Source organism: Thermostichus vulcanus str. 'Rupite', assembly GCF_022848905.1.
Classification (GTDB): Bacteria; Cyanobacteriota; Cyanobacteriia; order Thermostichales; family Thermostichaceae; genus Thermostichus; species Thermostichus vulcanus_A.
Genome location: NZ_JAFIRA010000039.1, coordinates 1 through 19,261, shown reverse-complemented (window position 1 = coordinate 19,261; position 19,261 = coordinate 1). Strand labels below are relative to the sequence as shown.

The 19,261-nt window shown below is 55.4% G+C and carries 19 protein-coding genes and 1 pseudogene; 10 read left to right on the top strand and 10 right to left on the bottom strand.

The genetic code is table 11. The features are described 5' to 3' along the window. Nucleotides 1-185 precede the first annotated feature (185 nt). Both JX360_RS13320 and JX360_RS13315 read left to right on the top strand, forming a co-directional pair. A complete protein-coding gene (locus JX360_RS13320; RefSeq protein ID WP_244351852.1) occupies nt 186-482 on the top strand; it encodes a hypothetical protein in 297 nt (98 codons plus the stop codon). Between the two features lie 241 nt (nt 483-723). Further along, nucleotides 724-1,737, top strand: a complete 1,014-nt coding sequence (locus JX360_RS13315) for an ABC transporter ATP-binding protein (RefSeq protein WP_425244409.1) — start codon at nt 724-726, stop codon at nt 1,735-1,737. Nucleotides 1,738-1,812: 75 nt separating this feature from the next. Here the strand turns inward: JX360_RS13315 and lipA are convergent, their stop codons facing one another. Continuing rightward, the gene (lipA, locus tag JX360_RS13310; RefSeq protein ID WP_244351849.1) at nt 1,813-2,667 is read right to left on the bottom strand and encodes a lipoyl synthase; all 855 of its coding nucleotides are present in this window, start codon (nt 2,665-2,667) and stop codon (nt 1,813-1,815) included. A gap of 89 nt (nt 2,668-2,756) precedes the next feature. Then, the gene (locus JX360_RS13305; RefSeq protein ID WP_244351841.1) at nt 2,757-3,251 is read right to left on the bottom strand and encodes a DUF4079 domain-containing protein; all 495 of its coding nucleotides are present in this window, start codon (nt 3,249-3,251) and stop codon (nt 2,757-2,759) included. Between the two features lie 1,158 nt (nt 3,252-4,409). On the opposite strand from JX360_RS13305, the gene rpaB reads away from it, so the two are divergent. After that, nucleotides 4,410-5,138, top strand: a complete 729-nt coding sequence (rpaB, locus tag JX360_RS13300) for a response regulator transcription factor RpaB (RefSeq protein WP_244351839.1) — start codon at nt 4,410-4,412, stop codon at nt 5,136-5,138. A gap of 9 nt (nt 5,139-5,147) precedes the next feature. On the opposite strand, the gene JX360_RS13295 is transcribed toward rpaB, so the two are convergent. The 3 genes from JX360_RS13295 to JX360_RS13285 all read right to left on the bottom strand — a co-directional run bounded on the left by JX360_RS13295 (nt 5,148) and on the right by JX360_RS13285 (nt 8,493). Further along, a complete protein-coding gene (locus tag JX360_RS13295; RefSeq protein ID WP_244351837.1) occupies nt 5,148-6,962 on the bottom strand; it encodes a tetratricopeptide repeat protein in 1,815 nt (604 codons plus the stop codon). A 78-nt stretch (nt 6,963-7,040) separates the two neighbouring features. After that, nucleotides 7,041-7,241 carry a DUF2811 domain-containing protein gene (locus JX360_RS13290; RefSeq protein WP_244351835.1) on the bottom strand — a complete coding sequence of 67 codons (201 nt, stop codon included), beginning with the start codon at nt 7,239-7,241 and terminating at the stop codon, nt 7,041-7,043. A 571-nt stretch (nt 7,242-7,812) separates the two neighbouring features. Next, the gene (locus JX360_RS13285) at nt 7,813-8,493 is read right to left on the bottom strand and encodes a RibD family protein (RefSeq protein WP_244351833.1); all 681 of its coding nucleotides are present in this window, start codon (nt 8,491-8,493) and stop codon (nt 7,813-7,815) included. Between the two features lie 124 nt (nt 8,494-8,617). Here JX360_RS13285 and JX360_RS13280 point away from each other — a divergent pair, with 124 nt between their 5' ends. The 3 genes from JX360_RS13280 to clpS all read left to right on the top strand — a co-directional run bounded on the left by JX360_RS13280 (nt 8,618) and on the right by clpS (nt 11,615). Then, nucleotides 8,618-9,031 (top strand): hypothetical protein, encoded by a 414-nt coding sequence (locus JX360_RS13280; RefSeq protein ID WP_244351831.1) that lies wholly within the window; start codon nt 8,618-8,620, stop codon nt 9,029-9,031. A 214-nt stretch (nt 9,032-9,245) separates the two neighbouring features. Next, complete coding sequence (locus JX360_RS13275; protein ID WP_244351829.1) at nt 9,246-11,108, top strand: cyclic di-GMP-binding domain-containing protein, MshE-related; 1,863 nt, start codon at nt 9,246-9,248, stop codon at nt 11,106-11,108. A gap of 201 nt (nt 11,109-11,309) precedes the next feature. Next, nucleotides 11,310-11,615 (top strand): ATP-dependent Clp protease adapter ClpS, encoded by a 306-nt coding sequence (gene clpS / locus JX360_RS13270; RefSeq protein ID WP_244351827.1) that lies wholly within the window; start codon nt 11,310-11,312, stop codon nt 11,613-11,615. On the opposite strand, the gene cobT is transcribed toward clpS, so the two are convergent. Next, complete coding sequence (gene cobT / locus JX360_RS13265; protein WP_244351825.1) at nt 11,576-12,691, bottom strand: nicotinate mononucleotide-dependent phosphoribosyltransferase CobT; 1,116 nt, start codon at nt 12,689-12,691, stop codon at nt 11,576-11,578. The two genes, clpS and cobT, sit on opposite strands and share 40 nt — an antisense overlap. 131 nt (nt 12,692-12,822) lie before the next feature. On the opposite strand from cobT, the gene JX360_RS13260 reads away from it, so the two are divergent. The 4 genes from JX360_RS13260 to JX360_RS13245 all read left to right on the top strand — a co-directional run bounded on the left by JX360_RS13260 (nt 12,823) and on the right by JX360_RS13245 (nt 14,969). Further along, complete coding sequence (locus tag JX360_RS13260) at nt 12,823-13,146, top strand: DUF1825 family protein (protein WP_244351824.1); 324 nt, start codon at nt 12,823-12,825, stop codon at nt 13,144-13,146. Between the two features lie 25 nt (nt 13,147-13,171). Then, complete coding sequence (locus tag JX360_RS13255) at nt 13,172-13,621, top strand: Fur family transcriptional regulator (RefSeq protein WP_244351823.1); 450 nt, start codon at nt 13,172-13,174, stop codon at nt 13,619-13,621. Further along, a complete protein-coding gene (locus JX360_RS13250; protein WP_244351822.1) occupies nt 13,618-14,121 on the top strand; it encodes an AbrB family transcriptional regulator in 504 nt (167 codons plus the stop codon). The genes JX360_RS13255 and JX360_RS13250 overlap by 4 nt, the downstream gene beginning before the upstream one ends. 77 nt (nt 14,122-14,198) lie before the next feature. Beyond that, nucleotides 14,199-14,969, top strand: a complete 771-nt coding sequence (locus tag JX360_RS13245) for a chorismate pyruvate-lyase family protein (RefSeq protein WP_244351821.1) — start codon at nt 14,199-14,201, stop codon at nt 14,967-14,969. Here JX360_RS13245 and JX360_RS13240 read toward each other — a convergent pair. From JX360_RS13240 to JX360_RS13225, 4 genes and pseudogenes are all read right to left on the bottom strand, one after another. Beyond that, nucleotides 14,888-15,733, bottom strand: a complete 846-nt coding sequence (locus JX360_RS13240) for a DnaJ domain-containing protein (protein WP_244351820.1) — start codon at nt 15,731-15,733, stop codon at nt 14,888-14,890. The genes JX360_RS13245 and JX360_RS13240 overlap by 82 nt on opposite strands. A gap of 334 nt (nt 15,734-16,067) precedes the next feature. Next, nucleotides 16,068-17,090, bottom strand: a complete 1,023-nt coding sequence (locus JX360_RS13235) for an ABC transporter substrate-binding protein (RefSeq protein WP_244351819.1) — start codon at nt 17,088-17,090, stop codon at nt 16,068-16,070. 305 nt (nt 17,091-17,395) lie between these two features. After that, nucleotides 17,396-18,967: a photosystem II high light acclimation radical SAM protein gene (locus JX360_RS13230; RefSeq protein WP_244351818.1), complete on the bottom strand. Its 1,572-nt coding sequence runs from the start codon at nt 18,965-18,967 to the stop codon at nt 17,396-17,398. Between the two features lie 228 nt (nt 18,968-19,195). Continuing rightward, a pseudogene (locus JX360_RS13225) lies at nt 19,196-19,261 on the bottom strand (IS200/IS605 family transposase); the annotation flags it as partial.

Below are 19,261 nucleotides of genomic sequence, written 5' to 3'. Positions count from 1 at the left end.
TGCATAATCTCTGGAAAAAATGGGGCTCAATCACTACCCAAAAGTTGAGGTATTTTTTCAGTAATATCTCAGCCAAATCTTTGCCTGTTCACAGTGTGTTCTCAAATCTTACTCAGATCTAAAAGTTTTAATGAATGCATCGTGAAAGTAACCTCTGTTCCCATCCTTCTTCAGGAGATTCCAGTATGAAACCCCTTCGCCGCATGACACTGACCCTTCTCTCGGTCGCTGTGCTGATTGGTGGTTCTGCTACGCTGACTAGCACTGCCACTCCCGCTGTGCGCGCGCTACAACGACAAGCCAGTCAAACTCGTAACAACGGTGGCAGCCACTTTGAGCCCAGTGCCTCTTCCTCTCGGGGGGAATTGCGAGCCAGTTTGCTTGTGGATAGCCCAATTGTGGAAGCCAACTCCCCTGTGATGAGGTCTCGTATTCGGGAGCTGGTGCAACAAGCGCGTGAGCATGGCTCTGTGGGCAACTAAACTGCTTCACCACTACAAGAATGCAGCTTATCTCCTCGCCATGAGTCTCTCTTTCCCCTGCAACAGCGGGGGATTTTTTCGGCCTTTGTGGAGACCTGCCGATAGATATAAGAAGGGATCCCGCATAATAGGTTCATTGGCTACCCGCGCCGACATGATTGCCGAATCTGCCCTCACCCCTGATGCCAGCCTCAGTAACATCCAAGCCGAGAGGGAAAAGGGATCCCCTGCGGCCATTCGTATGGTGCAGGTCAGTCGCAATTTTTCCGGGATCCAGGCAGTGGATGGGGTGAATTTGCAGGTGCGACAGGGGGAGTTTTTCACCTTGTTGGGGCCTTCTGGCTCAGGCAAAACCACGTGTTTGCGGATGATCGCGGGCTTTGAGCGTCCGGATCAGGGGCGGATTGAGTTGAATGGCCAGGATGTTTCGGGTTTACCCCCCCACCGACGGCAGGTGAACACCGTATTTCAGGACTATGCCCTCTTTCCCCACATGACGGTGGCAGAAAATATCGGCTATAGCCTGATGATTCGCGGTCTCCCTGCCAAGGAACGCCAAAAACGAGTTCAAGAAGCACTGGATTTGGTGCAACTGCCCCAGATGGGATCCCGCAAACCTGCTCAACTGTCGGGGGGGCAACGGCAACGGGTAGCTTTGGCCCGCGCCCTTGTCGGACAACCGCAGGTGCTGCTGCTGGATGAGCCCTTGGGAGCCTTGGATTTGAAGTTGCGCCAGCAGATGCAGTTCGAACTGAAAGCCCTGCAACACCGCCTTGGCCTCACCTTTTTGTACGTTACCCATGACCAAGAAGAAGCCCTGACCATGAGCGATCGCATTGCCGTCTTCAATCAGGGGCGCATCGAACAACTGGGATCCCCGGCAGAACTGTACGAACGACCGGCCACCCGCTTTGTGGCAAGCTTTATCGGGCAAACCAACCTGATCGAGGGATCCCTAGCGGAACGGTGCATGGGAGAAGCGGCCCTGTTTGCCTTGCGACCGGAACATATTCAAGTGAGTTTGCCTGGGGACGGGATCCCGGATGGACATTGCCACTTGACGGGGCACATTTGTGATACCGCCTACTTGGGAGTTTCCATTCGCTACCAGGTGTGTGTGTCTGGCTCTGAGGTAAAACTTTTGGCTCTGCAACCGAACCCCGGAATCCACTCGCGGCGGCTACCGGAAGGAACGGAGGTGACCTTAAGTTGGCACCCAGAGCGGATGCACCGTATCCCAGAACCTAACCCCTAATTAATTATTAATTAGGACTGGATGCGGGAGTATAGGGCGATGGGAAGGGAATGCTAGGGATCCCTTAATTTTGGTCTAATCTTGACCCATCTCGGCAGCGTGGTAAGAGCTACGCACCAATGGCCCGGAGCGCACCTGCTGAAAGCCCATCTGACGGGCGATTTGGCCCAATTCGACAAACTCTGCGGGAGTCCAGTAGCGTTCGACCGGGCGATGGGCCAAGGAGGGCTGGAGATATTGTCCTAACGTCAGGCGATCACACCCCACTGCCAGGAGATCCTGGAGGGTCTCTAGCACTTCGGCACGGGTTTCGCCGTGGCCCAACATTAGGCCGGACTTGGTGGCTAAATTCGGAGCCAATTCTTTAACGGTTTTCAACACCCGCAAGGACAACTCATACCCCGAGCTCCGCCGTACCGCTTGCGAAAGCCGTCGCACCGTTTCGATGTTGTGGTTGTAGCAGATGGGCTGGGCTGCCACCACCCGGGCAATACAGTCGCGGTCGCCACGAAAGTCAGGGGTGAGAACTTCAATGTCGGTGCCCGGACAGCGCTGCCGAATCGCCTGCATCACCTCCACAAACCGACCGGATCCCTGATCCGGCAGATCATCGCGGGCTACCGAGGTCAGCACCACATAGCTCAACCCCAAAAGTTGTACAGCTTCAGCGACTTTTTCCGGTTCTTCCGGATCCAACTGCCCAGGCCGCCCGGTTTCTACCTGACAAAAGGAGCAAGCCCGGGTACAAACCCCTCCCATGAGCAGGAAGGTGGCGGTTTTTTGGCTGTAGCACTCGGCCCGATTCGGACAACGCCCTTCTTCGCAAATGGTGTGCAAGCCCCGTTGTTTGATCACCTGCTGCACGGCGGAGGTATCGCTGGCTTTGCCGATGGAGCGCTTGACCCAACTGGGAAGGGGACTAACAGGCATGGGTTGAACCGAAACAGACTGGGATCCATTGTGCAATAACCCTAAGGGTCGTTAAGCTCCCTGCCATGGGACAAACCGGACTGAGGTGCTTAGGCCACTTGAGGGGTGGTGAGCATCTGAGTGACGATGCGCTGCACAATTTGAAATCCGGTCACCGCCTGCCAACCCAATACTCCCAGGATCACCACATTCAAGACAACATGGACATTGCGCGCCCAAACCTTTTGCCCATCTTTCATGAGGGGAACCAGAGAAGCGGAAGTGGCCACCAACGCCACAATGCCCAACCCTGCCAAAAGGTGCGGCCCAACAAACAGCTTGCCATTGTTGAGATAGGTGACTGCCATACCGCCAATTGCCCCAAACACCATCAACAGCAGAAACAGGGATCCAGCCAAATAATGTCGCTGGCCAAACTTTCCTTTAATTAACTCCTTACGTTCATTCGCAGAAGCGGTACGTACCCGCCGCGCCTGGATCCCGAGGTAGAGGGCATAAAGGGCAAGGGCAAAGGCTACCATCATCAAAACCGGATGAAAAAAGGGCAAGGCTAGCTCAAGCCAGTGGGGAAGTGGAGTGTTCATAGGGACGGTGCAAGTGAAGGTGAAGATGCCCTTAAATTAACATAAGTTAATAACACGAGTTAACTCCTTCTCTGCTTTAGATTTACCAAATCTATCAGATCTATAACGCATGAAGCTCTCCCACCTGGCGTAACCGAGGTGGGAATGCTCTATGCCAATCTCGTCCAAAGATCACATAGACAAACATAGACAAGCCCAGCTTCTGGGCGACCCTCCAGAGCTTTTGCTGAGGCGGCCCCCAATGTTTAGCGTCTTCTCACAGTGTCACTCTGCTTACAACCCTTTCATGCTCTGCATCCCTAAAGTGAACACAGGTTGACCATAACAACGGTGGTGTCCCTAACCGATTTCAAAAGAGCTAGGGTGCTCCGCACCGCTGTCGCAAAGGGGATTGACCCCGTGCCAGATGACTGGTGTTGGGGTCGCTATGACCCTCCGGGTCGTGCGGAGCACCATGACCCTCCGGGTCGTGCGGAGCACCATGACCCTCCGGGTCGTCCGTAGGACGAGAGGCGTTGGCAAAGCCTGTTGGAGACAGACGCGCTAGCGTGCTCTTGGCGCCAAGGGCTGTAAAACCGTGACTAGCCGGGAGATAAGGCTCGGGCATCCACAAATGGCAACCACGGCTTTCCCTGAGGTTCATTCTGGGGAAATGGGCAGCAACCTGAAGAAGTTGTGAAGGTATGTATCAAATTCGGCAAAATAGCCAGAAAATAAGACCTTAAGGTGGGCTAGAAGCTGGTTCCGGATGATAAATTAGTTTGTGGAAAGTAACTTGTTGCGAAGACTTCTCAGACTTGATCTCAGCTGACCGCGATGGTTTCTCGATGGTTTCTATCAAGAGGAGTGATTTGCATTTGCTGTTGGTGAATACTGGGTAGAGTTGAAGTTGGAGCTTTTAACAGAATTGAATCAATTATCGAGAGAACCTTCTGTTCTGTATCTGTTCTTGGGGCAGATGTGTCGGTCAGATACTAGGTTGATTCCTGATGAGTGAAAGCTTGAGAATGTTGAAGTTCCTGAGGTCAGTCTGCCCTCAAAGAGCTAAGTCTGTTCAATCGACCCAATCGACTGGATCTAGCTCTAGCTACCTTAAGTGGCGTTTGCCGCCATCCTATTTTTTTGGATCCCATTTAGAAGTTCAGGAGTTGCAGCATCGTGGAAGCACAGCGTAAGGAACGGATTCTCGTGGTGGATGACGAGGCTAGCATTCGACGCATTTTGGAAACCCGTCTATCCATGATTGGGTATGACGTGGTCACGGCCTCCGATGGAGAAGAAGCGCTAGATGCCTTTCACAAGCAGGATCCTGACCTGGTGGTGCTGGATGTAATGATGCCGAAGCTGGATGGCTACGGGGTCTGTCAGGAGCTGCGGAAAGAATCCGACATCCCGATCATCATGCTCACCGCCCTAGGGGATGTCGCGGATCGGATCACTGGGTTGGAACTGGGGGCGGATGATTACGTGGTCAAGCCCTTTTCGCCGAAAGAGTTAGAAGCACGCATTCGTTCGGTACTGCGGCGGGTAGCACGGGCAGCCCATGACGGGATCCCCAGTTCCGGCGTGATTCAGGTGGGGGATATTCGCATCGACACCAACAAACGCCAAGTCTACAAGCGGGACGAGCGCATTCGCTTGACGGGCATGGAGTTCAGCTTGTTGGAATTGTTGGTCAGCCGTTCAGGAGAAGCCTTCTCGCGCTCGGAAATTCTGCAGGAAGTGTGGGGCTATACCCCGGAGCGCCATGTGGATACCCGCGTTGTGGATGTGCATATTTCTCGGCTGCGGGCAAAGCTGGAAGATGACCCAAGCAATCCGGAACTGATCCTGACGGCACGGGGAACGGGCTATCTATTTCAGCGCATCATTCAAGGGGATGAGTAGCTCTGGTTTTTAGGGTTTTGGTGATGGGGATTTAGGGATCCCTTCTAGCCAACCTTGAAGGGACACTCGCACTTGCTCCAATACCCCTGTCCAATCCCCCGGCACCTGTTGCCGGAACAGACGCATCAACTTCGGGTACCAGGGGCTATCCGCCCGTTCCAGTAACCAACGCCAATCGGCGGCAAACGGGAGCAAAACCCACACCGGTTTGCCCATCGCTCCGGCCAAATGGGCCACCGCCGTATCGACACTGATCACCAAATCCAACGGGGCTACTGCCGCCGCCGTATCGACAAAACTGTGAAAGCGGGATCCCACCTCCAACACCTGATGCTGTTCGAATAGGGATCCCCATGGGGTGAGATCCTCCCCCACCTGCAGGCTTACCCACTGAATCCCAGGCATCTGCAGCTGGGAAAGCAACAGCTCAATCGGGCAACTTTTTAGCCGTTGAATGCGGTTCAGCTCCAGATTGGCCCGTCGGCCACTGGCCCACACGAGGCCCACTTTTAGAAAGGTACTGTGGGAAGGCTCTGGTAGACTTTCGATCCCTAAGGCATCTGGCCTGAGACTGGAGAGATAAGGGATCCGGGCCGGAATCGTCTCCAGGGTTGTGCCCAGCCGCTGGGGCAAGCTGAGCAGAGGCAGATGGGTATCAAAAGGCGGCAAGGGATCTTGTTCCGAGAAGACCTGGAGGTGAGGACTCTCAAAATGGGCTTTCAGGAGCTGAACCAAAGGTTGCTGGCAACGGAACAGGAGATGCGCTTCGGGGTGGGCTTGGGCCAATAACGGTAGATAGCGCACAAATTGAAGGGTATCCCCCAGCCCCTGTTCGGCATAAATCAGCAGGGTTTGTTGCCCCAGAGGGGATCCCATCCACAGGGGTTGGGCAAACGTGGGATAGTCCGCCTGCCGTTGCCGCAGTCGCCATTCGTATTCCCGCCAGCCCTCGGCATACTGACCCAAGGTGAGCAAAGCCGTACCCAGGTTCCAGTGGGTTTCCGCCAGGTTGGGGGCCAAGCGTAAACTGCGCCGGTAGCACTCAATGGCAGCTGGCAGCTGGTTCTGCTCTTGCAAGATGGTGCCCAGGTTGTTGTGAGGCTGAGGATCCCTTGGCAACAGGGGCAGGGCCTGTCTGAGAGAGGCGGCGGCCTCTTCAAGGCGATCCTGCAGATGGAGGCAATGGCCGAGATTAACCCAGATCCGTCCTTCCGTAGGTTCTAGGGCCAGGGCTTGACGAAAATAGGTTTCCGCTTCAGGCAGTTGGCCGCTCAGCATCAGGGCATTGCCCAGGCTGGCCAGGGCATAAACGGGCGGGGGCTCGGCTGCAACCGCTTGTTCCAACACCGCAATCGCCTGCGGAAGGTTCCCTTGTGCCAGTAAACCACTGCCCAAACCCAAGAGTAATTCCCCATCCTGCGGCGCCAGGGCCAATCCTTGCCCATAGGCCCGCACCGCTTCCTCCAGGTTGCCCAGCATCATCCAGGCATGGCCCAGCTCTCGCCAAGCGGGGATCCCATCCTTACGCAGATGCAAGGCCAGTTGCAGTTGGGGCAGGGCTTGCCGGGGATCCCCCATTTGGAGGTAGAGGGATCCCAGCAAACAATGGGCCTCGAAATCTTCGGGGTAGGCGTGAACCAATCGCTGGCAAAGGCGCAGGGCAACCACCAGTTGTCCGGATTGCTGATATCGGCGGGCCAGGGCCAAGGAATCTGCAAGCAGAGTAGCGGTTGAAGGGGATCCCTGCTCTCCAGAGCTGAGTGAACCCTGAGTCTGCCGCCGAGACGGGTTCTTATTTTTCCCAGGCCCAAAGCCGCGTGGCACGTTGCTATCCCTTATCCCTATTGGATTTGGATCCCTAGCCCAGGCTAGCAAATAGCTCTTATCGGCTAATGTCTAGGCTCAGCTACGACGAAACAGGCTGTCCAGGTAAATACGTGCTGCCCGTCGGTCGGTATCCCCGCTTTGAAGCAGGAACAGCGAGAGTGCCGCCGTCACCACCCGATCCTGATCCCAGTCGGGATGGCGAGAGAGATAACCCTTGAGGGTATCGTGCAGCTCCTCCGGAATTTCGCTCAAAATACTGACACTGGGAGAACTCATAAGAAATACTCACTCCGGGTCGAAGGGGGGAACAGATGGGTTGGTTGCCACAGGCAAAGCCGGAACTGCTCGACAGAAGACAGCTCGAGACAGATCGGCAACGAAAAACCCAAAACGCCTAAGCGGCTGGAGAAAAGCGAAGAAACACCGGGCTGCTAATAACCCAGTGGAAGGGGTACAAGAGCAAAAACGACCGTTTGCCTGAACGGGACGGAGTCCCATACCCAAAACTGGCTGACTCTGGGGATGCGGTTGGGGGAAACCGCCCCATCCTTCATCCGCAGGTGGGGCTATTCTGCCCTCTGCCCCATAGGGGATGTCAATCCTGATCCGAGAAGATAATGTTACAGAAATCTTGGCTTCATCTTTGATAGCATCGGCAAAAACAACCTTATTCTGTTACCTTTTCTTGAGTGTATTCGCTCGAACCTTTTTATCCTCGTTTTTCCACAAAAAGCTTCGATGGCTGCAATGGAGGCAATCTGCTTGTGGAAAACTACCCCAAAAGCTGTGGAAAACCTGGGGAAAACCTGTGGATAGTTGGGAAATCTGGATTTGAACAAAAATTTGCTTAGGGATCCGGCCAGTCCAGCCGGTAGCGCAAAAACAGCTCTACGGATCCCGGATGGCACTCCAGTAGCCGTAACCGGGGCGGGGATCCCTGCAGTTGCCAACCTTCGATACTGGCGGGCGGGTCAGGATATCCACTCAGGAGTATCGGGGCCAAAGTCATCCACAACTCATCCAGCGCCTGGGCCTGCAAAAAAGCCCCCAGCAGTCGCCCCCCTCCCAGCACCCCCACCCGCTCTAGGCCCAGGCTTTTGAGGCGGAGCAGTCGAGCCAGCAAATCCCAATCCGCAGCCACCCAGACCTCCTCAAAGCCAGATCCCGGAGGCCAGGCTTGCGCTCCCGCAGGCGTTGTCCACAGCCAGCGGGTCAGGGGCTGTCGGAAAAAAGGCAGATCAGGGGGAATCTGCCCACTGGCGGAGCAGATGATCGTCAGGGGTTGGGGGGGGAGGCCCTGTGCAGCTCGTTGGCGCAAGAGTTCTGGATCCCGGATGCGCAGGCTGGTGCCATAAGCCCGCAAGGTGGCTGCTCCCATGATCAAGGCCTGTTGTTGGGCGGCTTGGGTTTCTAGGTGCTGATAATCCTCGCGGCTACCAAAGGAGGGGCGCTGCCGCCGATCGGCGGCGATTTTTCCATCCAGGCTCTGGGCAAAGATGGCAACCAGGTGGGGACGAGAGACCTTCAAGGGCAAAATCTTCGAGAAGGAGTAGGCAAACCCCGCAAATCGACCAGAATAGAGTCAGGCTGTGTTGAAAGGACAGGGGCACAGACTGCTGCCCTAGTCACGAGATGGGCTACACGGGATAGCTATGTTAGGAACACTCCAATCATCCACCATTCGGGTTGAGGTCGAGGCCGGTTCATCAACCTTGCGGCGCTGCCTGACAGAAATGGAGCTGTTGCGTCAATGGATCTGGCCTCAACAATTACAGGGATCCCTGCCCGAAAGCTTGGAAATGGGCAGCACCTTTAACGCCCAATGTGGCCCTGTCTCGATCATGCACCAAGTGGAAACCCTCCTGCCGGAGCGCTTGCGTTTGCTGATGTGGGGAGGAGCCGATGGCTACTGCGATTGGCTATGGGGAAATGGCTGGGTGCAGTTGCGGGTGGAGGCGGTTTCTCTGTTGCCTTTGGGCATGGGACAGTTGTTGATCCTACGGCAGCTCCAGCAGTTTGCTCAGCATCAGGAACAGCGTGAGTCATCAAAGGGATCATCAAGATGATGAAAAATCATCAACCCCTCAACCCACAAACATCGCGGAGAAACCAAGGAAAAATCAATAGTAATCCATTGCATTTGTAATGTAGGTGAACCGCTGGCTAGCTTCTGACTCACTTGTTGATACCTGTTGACAACAGCACTTACATCCCATCTTCCTGAGGGTTTTCCATTATGATAGGTGTAACGAAATTTGCTCCTTGTACTGGAGAGTCCCGATGAATCGGTCGACCAGTCCTGCCCCAGCCGCGATTGACCGGGAAAAATTCGAGATCCGCTTAGGAGAGGCTCTCAACAAAGCTGGACTGCTCACCCCGGCCCAACTGGCACAGGCCATGTGGGAAAAAGCGGACAACCCCTTGATGCTGGGGGAGTTGTGTATGGAGCATGGCTGGGTAGCCCCTGAAGATCTCTACCCCCTCATCCCAATCGAGTTGGTGCGCATCGGCGAGATCCTGATGTTGCACGGCTATCTGAAGCTGGAGCAAATTCATGAGGCCCTGACCTACCAAAAGCAACACCCCCAACGGAAACTTGGGGAGATCTTGGTTCAACAGGGCTGGGTGCAATCCCACTGGCTAGACTGGGCGCTCGCTAAGCAACAGCAGCTGCGTCGCCAAGCAGGAGCCGCCAACAGTTGGGAGGTGCTGCTGGAGCACTGGTCCACCATTCCCGATCAACCCCCCCTGTATACCTCTCCTTTACAAGCTGCCCGTGGGGCCTATCAAGCCACCCTGCAGTACAAAGCCCAACTGGAAAGCTACAAAGCGCAAGTGGCCGCCCTCGAGACCCAACTGGAGCAACAACGAGAACAGCAACGGGCCATGGCCGGCCAATCGGTGCAGCAGATCGCCGAGTTTCAAGCCCGCCACCACGAGCAGCAACAGCGCATTGCCGAATTGGAAGCCCAGCTAGCTGCCCAAATCGAACAGGCAACTCAGCAAAAAACGGCTGATCAGCAGCGCATTCAGGAACTCGCAGGCCAGCTCCAAGCTCAGCAAACCCAGGGCTCCGCCCAAACCCAAGCCCTGGCCGAACAACTGCAAACCGCCCAAACCGAACTGGAAACCCTGCGCCGCCGCTGCCACGAACTGACGGAATGGCAAGCCCAGGCCAAGCATAAATTCCAGGAGCTGGGATCCCAGCTGCAGCATCAACAACAATTACAACAGACCCAGGCCCAACAGATCCAAGCTAAGCTCCAGCAGCAACTGCAACAGGCCCAAGACCAAATAGCTGCCCTCAACCACACCCTGGAAGACCATCAACACCAGCTGCAACTGGCCCAATCCACCAAAAATCGCTTGGTTTCCGACTTGGCGCACGCCCGCAAAGAAACGGCTGAGGTTACTCACCGCCTGCAGATGCAGTATCAAGAGGCCCAAACTCAACTGCAAGCGGCCCAAGCCCAAGTGCGCCAACTGCAAGCCCAGTTGCAAAAAGCCGAAGAGGAAAACCGTACCCTAACAGCCGCCCTCGCCAAAGCGCAGCAGATGCCACCGCCGCTAGCCCCTGCTGCCCCCAGTCCCCCAGCCCCAATAGAACCTGAATCCGAGGACATCGAAGCACTGACCATTGCCGAGTTGGCCGCTGAGATGACCACCCCTGTAGCCGAACCCACAGATCTGCCCCCACAAGGGTATTTGGGCGAAGAGGATCTGGAAGCGTTACAGCGGGCTACCCCCTGGGTACAGCGCGTCTTGACACAATTGCGTGCTGCTGCCCTGATCGACAACCAGGGTATCGAAACGGTCATCCATGCCTGGGAAAAGGAAGGGGGTACCTTTACGGACGTGCTGGCTCACCACAGCCACCTCAAGCCAGAGACGGTCAAATTTTTCAGCGAAGGGGGGTACTCCGTCGCTCTGTCGGGGGGACGTCATGTGGCCGACTACCTCAAGGCTTCTGGATTGGTCAACGCCACACAAATTCAACAGGTACAAGAACACCTGCCCCCTGGTGGATCCCTGTGTTATGCCCTGGCTCAGGCAGGGATCCTTCATCGCGCCACCGCCCTGTATTTTGAGCGCAACTTTGGTGGACAAAAGCCCCGCCGCTCGTTGCGAGAAGAGCTGAGCTAAGGGGTACGCAACCCTTTGAACAGATGCTGGCTGTGAATTATGATGCAAATGATAATGTAAGCATTAGAGATGACAAGCATCAGAAATGGTAGAGATGGTAAAAAATGATAGATAGGTTTCTGACTATTGCATCTGACTATTGCGATTGAGAAGCCCAAATCATTCGGTAGTTCATTCAGTGTTGTCTCGATTTCTTCTGCTATGACTACGGAAGCTCCAACCCTGCCCGCACAGCAGTCGTCTCCGTCGAGAACACGGGTTCGCCAACCCTATCCTCACTTCAAGGTGATCGTCCTAGATGACGATTTCAACACCTTCCAGCACGTCACCGAGTGTTTACTGAAATACATACCCGGCATGACCTTGCCCCTAGCACGACAACTGACGGTGCAGGTGGATGCCGAAGGGCAAGCAATTGTTTGGGTAGGCCCTCAAGAACAGGCAGAACTTTACCACCAGCAATTGCTTCAGGAAGGCTTGACCATGGCCCCCCTAGAGGCGGCTTGAAGCACCAGCTGTTCGTAGCTTTTATCGATTGCAGCCAAGAGTTCCTCCTGACTCCAGCGGGCGTAGAGGCTGCTGGCAATGGCCAATCCACCTGCACCCACCCCTTCTTTCACATAGCCGCGTTCGTAGGCTTGCAGGGCAGGATGGTGGCTGTTCATCAAGCTCAGCTGCGTTGCCAAAAGGGGCACCGTTCCCAGTGATTGTGCCAACGCTACCGTGTTACCCGAGGGATCCGCCACCACCCAACGGGTAGTACCCACGGCTACATTCTCCTTAGGCCAAGGGATCCCGTGCTCTGCCCCCAAGCGCATCATCAGAGCGACCACCGCCAGCATTTGTGTACCCCCCGCCAAGAGCACCCTACCCTGCTGGGCCGCCCCCATGGCCAACCCGGCCACAAAGGGCTGCATGGGATCCCCCACTGCGGCCACCACCTGCAGCGCAGAAGCCCCTGCGGGAAGATTCGCCAACCCCTGACGCACCAAAGCCAACTTCTGAGCATGGTTACACACTGGGTGACTGCTGTTGACCATGCCCTCTGCCCTCCAGCCCAACCCCAGCAGCAGGGCCAAAGCTGTGGTTGTCCCCCCCGCCACACACTCCCCAATCACCCAATAACCGGAGCTTAGGCGGGATCCCCGCTCATACCCCTCCTGCCACAAAGAGCTCACCTGCTCAAGCGGCAAAGCTCTGCCCGTACTCAAACATTGAGCCACCCCTCTCCCCCTGACTGGAATGGCACCCGGCAAGGGATCCGGCAAGCCACAATCGAACACCTGGTACGGGATCCCCAACTCCGTCAGAATGGCGCGGCTGATCACCACCGGCGAGGGGTAGCCGTCCGGGGAGGTGGGCAAACGGTGAGAATGGCCCCTCAGCAGCAGTTCCCCGTCTGCCAGGGCAGTGTAACGGCGCAGGGCCGGGGTGGCACCTGCAGCCGAGATACCGGGGATCAGGGCCGTTTGCGTGAAGCCCAAACAAGCAAGAAACAGGGGTTGGGATCCCTGCACCCCTTCGCACCACTGCTGGGCCAAAGCCGGCTGAGTGTAAGCCTTAACACAAGGAAACGGGAGCATTGTAGACACCGAGCCAAACAAGCCAGAAATCCATCCTGAGCTAGAGCGGGATCCCGTACTCGCAGGAAGGCGACTCAGATCGGATAGGATGGGAACACCCAATACAGTTTATCCAGGGCAGACGGAAGACCATGAGCTTCTTCGACTCTGAGATCGTACAAGAGGAGGCCAAGCAACTGTTTCAGGATTTCCAAAACCTGATGCAGCTTGGGGAACAGTACGGCAAATTTGACCGGGAAGGTAAAAAAATCTTCATCGAACAGATGGAGGATTTACTGGAGCGCCAACGCATTTTTATGAAGCGGCTGGAACTCTCCGATGACTTTATGGCCCAAATGACCATCAAACAATTGCAAACCCAACTGGGGAGCTTTGGGGTCTCCCCCAGCCAAATGTTCGACCATATGAATCGGACGCTAGAGCGTATGAAAGCTGAGGCGGAATCTGAGCGCTGACCCGAAGGATTTAGAAGGGTTGAACATGTCCTCCTCTCGCCAAACTCGCAACCAGAAATTGATCCTGGAGGTGCTTCAGCATCAGTCACAGCCACTTTCGGCTCAGGAAATTTTCCTGGAATTGCGTAACGCCAACCACACCGTTGGACTGGCTACGGTTTATCGAGTTCTGGATGCGCTACGCAATGAGGGCAAACTGCAATCAGTCAACCTCGGGGATCCCCAGACTTACTATCAGGTCTTGCCCAGCAACGGCCACAATCGCCATCATCTGATTTGCACCCAATGTCGTCAGGTGATACCTCTATCGGGTTGTCCCGTTGGAGATTTGGAATCCCAACTTTCTGGGCAGTATCAATTTGTGATCGAGTACCATGTGCTTGACTTCTACGGCACCTGTGCTCGATGCCGTGGCGAGAGTGGGCCTGAATCTGGCTCACAGGAATCCACACTTCTAAAGGCCCAACCAAAATGATGAGCTATCTCTGGACGTTGTTAATCGGGTTGGCCGGTGCCCTGATTGGGGTAAAACTGAAGCTTCCAGCGGGAGCTTTGGTAGGTTCGATGGTGGCGGTGGGTTTGGTGAATGTCTGGGGGATAATTCCGATTCCGACTCCCCCAGCTGGGATTCGCTTTGCTATGCAGCTGGTGTTGGGCACGATCTTGGGTACCAAGCTTACTGCCGACACGTTTCTTGCTCTGAAAGATCTGTGGCGACCGGCGTTGCTTTGCACCGCCATTGCTATCGGTACCGGTGTGTTATCTGGGTACTTGGTCTCCCGTTGGTTGGGCATTGAGCGACTGACCGCTTTGTTGGGTACAGCGCCAGGGGGCATTTCCGATATGAGCTTGATCGCCCTGGATATGGGGGCGCAAACCAGTACGGTGATGGTCATGCACCTAGCGCGTCTGATCAGCGTCATTGTGGTGGTGCCTTGGGTGGTGCGGCTGCTGGTGCAACCGGGCACAAGTTAGGAAAACCCCTAGAACAGAAACAATAGGGTGGGTTAAACTGAGGGAGCGATACAGAACTTAACAACTGGGCCGCCACCTTGGAACCCTCCCTCTCTCCGTTCACCTGCCATGCCGACGAGGTGGGATCCGCTTGGGTCTCGGCTCCTACCCCTGCGGACACTCCCTCTAGAGCGGACGCTTCTCCTTGCGATGCGACGGTGGCTGACTGGTGGCCCCTGCACCTGCACTGGCAGGGAGAAGCAGATCCACTGCTCCCCAAACTGGTAGAGGTGGATCCTCTGTTGCGCTTGCTGCTGCTGGGAGATGGGTTTACCACTCGTAACCTTGCCACTTTGACCCAGGAACCAATTCAGGCTCATCTACTCGACACGGGGCCAGTGGATCTGTGGGCACAACAAAGTACCATCCCCAAATCGATGCAACGCCTGACCAAGGATTTGGCACGGCTGGGATCCCCTTTGATGCGGCGGCGCGTTTGGCTCAGTGGGGCAACCTCTCAACAGCCCTTGCTCTACGCCACCTCCTGGTGGAACCCCGACCACCTAGCCCACCACTTGCCGAACCCAGAAAACCCAATTGGCCAAAACCTGATCCAAGAACGACTGGAAACCTTTCGGGAGTTACGCAGACTTTATTGCGGCCAAGCGGATCCCATTGCCCAGCTGCTAGGCTGTCCCGGCCCCTTCTGGGCTAGGCATTACCTTTTGTTGCACAAGGGGGAACCCTTGACGGTGATCTACGAGGTGTTTTCTCCACGACTCAGTACTCAGGGCATCCAACGACGCACGGCTGCTGTTACCGAGGCCGCTACTTGCGGATCCGATTGGGCACTGGCGGAGATGCGGTGATACTCTTCGGGGGTCAGTTGGTTGGCGACGATCACCTTGCTGGCGGCGTTTTCAAACTGTTGTTCGATTTGCTGACGTTCTTCACTGCTGTTGGCCCGTTCAAGACGATTTTGGGTAGCTTGTAACAGGGGCTGCACCTCCACCAACGCCCGGGCAAAACGGTCGATCTGCTCCGCAGAGGGCTGAAAAGGAGTCTCTGGCTGAGTTGTCGTCATGGCTTGTGAGACGGTGACTTCCTGCACCAGTTCTCCTGCCACGGCAGAGGAACGGGGAACTACCCCTTCAGAAACAGGGATCCCGACTGGACCCGTTGCCGCACTCAAATGAACCGCGTCTTCCACAGTCGTTTTGTTGGCCATTTCTAGGCTTTGGGCCGGGCTTAAGCTGTTCCAGAGGGCCAAACCCACTAAACACAGGGCTGCCCCTGCCAATCCAGCACTCAACAAAGTCGGCCAACTGGGGGTAGGAGGAATCGGCTCCGGGACAGGTACCACCGCCACAGGTGGACGGGGGGGTAAGGATTTCGGTTTGAGGCTAAGATCGTAAGCCTGCCGTTGCTGGCTATCACTTAAGACCCGGTAGGCGCGCTGCAACTGCAGAAACTCCCGTTGGGCCAACTGGCGCAGATACTCCGGCGTTTCCGCAGGCAACCCATCAGGATGAACCTGACGGGCACGTTTTCGATAGGCAGTTTTGATCTCCTCTAGGCTGGCCTGAGGGTCAAGCCCCAGCTGTTGATAGTAGGTGGGTGGTGGGGTCGGCATGGGAGCTAACGGTAGCAGAACATTCATCACCGAAGCAGAGAGATGGGATCCCTGCCCTCTCTGCTTCAGACCAGCATATCCTGCCCATTCTCTGAAGGCTTCCAAAAGGTAGTTTAACCCCTAAGAGCTCGAGAACGTTCCTGCGCTGTATACGTAGCTAGGGCTTGCCCCGCTGTAGGCGTGCGGCGTCAGGATACAAAGTGCTAGACACTGCTGCGCTAGGGAGTCTCCCCACTTGCTAAGTGGGGTATAAGCTGCCCCCGTAGGCTGAAAGCCGTGCGCAGCAGTAAGCACCTACCACAACATCTGGAAAATCTGCCTCAACAACAGTGGGCTATGCCCTCATCCCCGACCACAGGGACAGATTCAGCGCCTGTTCACGGGACGGAGCCGCACTGATGATGCCATACTCCGCCATCCGCTCTGCGGCCAGCATCCAGCGATCGCCATCAATCACCCCCAACTGCTCCGATGAAATGCCCCGCAGCACATACTCCGCTACCAGTTCGAGTGATCGCGTCTGGTACCCCACATCAGTGTACTTGCTGCCCGGTTCCGCATACTTCTCTGCCACTAGGGTTGCGGTGCCAGGAATATCCGCCAGGGCCGCGGCCCAACCTGCAAAACTGGCTTCCAGGAACGCTTTCACCATGTCTCCATGGGCTGCTAACATCGCATCGGTAGTGAAAAAGGTTTGGGCATAGGCGTCGTAGCCATAAGTATCCATGGGGAGCAAAATCGGCTCCTTACCCACCTCGTTGGCAAAGGCGATGGGTTCATCGACCGCATAACATTGCAAGGCCGCCAGTTCACCCCGGATCAGACGACCAATCTTATCTTCATAGGGAATCTCAATCACCTTAATCGCGTCGGGAGCAATGTTATTTACCCCTTTCACCAGTTCCATCACCTTCACCCCATCCACATGCACTCCCACGGTCTTGCCCACCAAGTCTTGGAGGGTAGTGAGGCCGCTGTCGGGCATGGTCATTAGGGCATAGGGAGACGCCTGGAACATGGTGGCTAGAGCCTTCAGGCTGGCTCCTTCGGCCTGGGCTTCTAAAATCAGGTTCTGTTCCGCACAGCCAATCATCATGCTAGAGGCTGCCACGGTTTCGGGCACCACCATATTCGATTCCCAGGGTTTGATCACCACCTCCAACCCCTTGTCGGCATACAACCCCAAATGGTCAGCCAGTAGCAGCCCTGCAAACTGGACGTTAAACTTCCAATCCAGCTGCATCACCAGGTTGCCCTCCCCTTCCAAGGCTACGGCAAACGGCACCCTTAGCGAACTGGCACTAGCGGCTGCCACACCAGCTCCCATGGAATAGGCTAAAAATGAACGACGACGCATAAGATAACCTCTTCTGAAGACACACAGCAGCCCATCCATCACCCGTCTTTGGCAATAGTTGGGCACTGATTTTGCGGATGTACATCCTTACCTCTGCAGACCCTAGCCAGTTGTTATGGGAGACGAAGTAACTGGCGCTACAAAAGTAAAGTTTTGTATCGTCATGATTTCCTCCAGGCAGAGGCTGTGAGAGCCTTGACACTGTTGCACCTCACCCGCCAGCAATTTCTGCTTCCACAGGTAAGGACTCCAGCCCACTAACGCGACGAGAATTCCGGGCTCTACCGGTCAGTGTCGAGTGGATGTCACGACACGTAAACTCCAGCCAAAGGCGCACTCAAAGCTTCCTCCAGCTCCGCCAGACCCAGTCGACGCTCTAGAATATCCATCACTTCGCGGCCAAAGTCATTCGGGTTACGATCCCAGGCTTCTAAGCACACCTCTCCAAAAAAGGATCCCATTGGTTCTGGGTTCCAGAGCAATTTCCGGGCCGTCCAAGGGGTCATGGTCATGGGGTTGAAATGTTCATCAATCACCCCTATTTTGCGAGCATAATCTTCTAAGTGAGTGTGAGGTTGTAGGCCAATAAAAAAGATGGCGGGTTCCACCTTATCCCGGCCAAAGATAGCCTCCAGTTCACGATGATACCGTAAGGTTTGCCGAATGGTTTCCGGTCGCTCATCAATTACATTGAAGGAGTAATTGACCGAGACCAAATCCTGAAATCCCGCCTGCTTGAGATAACGACAACTATCCAATACTGTTCGCAGGTTATAGCCCATGCGCATTTTGCGTACCAATTCCTGGGATCCGCTGGTAATGCCGATCTCGAAGTAGCTCATACCGGTTTTGACCATCAGATCCGCTAACTCTGGCGTGAGGTTGTCGGCGCGAATATAGGCAGCCCAGCGAATATCTGTCATGCCAGCAGCAAGGATCTTTTGCAGCAACTCTACTGCATCTTCAATGTATCGACGAGCCGGGATAAATTGGGCATCTGTAAACCAGAAATTCCGTACCCCCCGTTCATACAGTTGCAACATTTCCCGAACCACTTCATCGGCAGGATTGATGCGCACCTGTTTGCCTTCGATGACAGTGTAGATGCAATAGCAGCAGTTGTGGGGACATCCCCGCTTGGTTTGCACCCCAATGTAAAAATCGCCCCCCTCTAGGTAATACTCAATTTCCGGCCAAATCTCTTCGATGTAGCTGTAGTCACAGGCGGTCTTTTGCAACGGCTGTGGCGGCTCATGCACCATTCCCCGGCGCGGTTGTTCCAGTTTGGCTCGGTAGCAACGCTCAGAGGCCAGGCTCTGTCCCTGAATGACTTTTTCCAGTAGGGTTTCCCCTTCCCCGACCGAGATGATCGTGCCTTTGGGTAGAGAACGGCCCAGTTGTTCGTAAAAAACACTCACGGCCCCGCCCCCCAACACCACCTCCGCTTGGGGTTTGTAGCGTCTTGCCCGGCGGATCCCTTGCCAGACCAGGCGGGTATTGCGCCAAATCTCGCCATAGTAGGCCAACACCAACTTGAGGCTATTTAGGGATCCCCGTAATTTCTTCAGGGGATTGCGGGCGTAGAGAAACTCGAAGGAGTGCTGCAACAGATTGCCAGCCCGCCCATTCACCGGGGCATAGACTTGAATATCCCGCCAGGAAAACACCAGCAAATCTGGCTGGAAATGGTCGATCTGCTCTAGCATGCGACGGCGAAAATCTAAGGGTGGGAAGGTGCCCATATCGAAGATGCGCTGCTCGACATTGGGAAACCGCTTATGGACGTGATCCGCCAAATAGACCACCCCAATCGGGAAGATCGGGTTGCAGGGCAGCCGCACGTAGAGAATTTTCTGAATCTTCAGGTCCGAAGCCATACAACCTGAAAAGCTCGTTTACATACCTTCACCTTACTGCTATTTCCGACTGTATGTCGGGTCTAAGGTCAGAGGCAGATCTAGCAGCACCTGCGATGGCAATGCCAGCAGCAACAGAAACAGAAGTTGAGCCCAGCCATTTGGCTAAACAAAGGGGATCCCTTACGAAGAGCAGCGTAAAGCCCCCGGTTTCTAACTGGGGGATATAAGCGCACAGGCTGAATTTATTCAGCCGTGGTGTGGGTCGTTGATGTATTCCAACACCTTCTGAGTACTAATCTTCCCGGTAGTGTC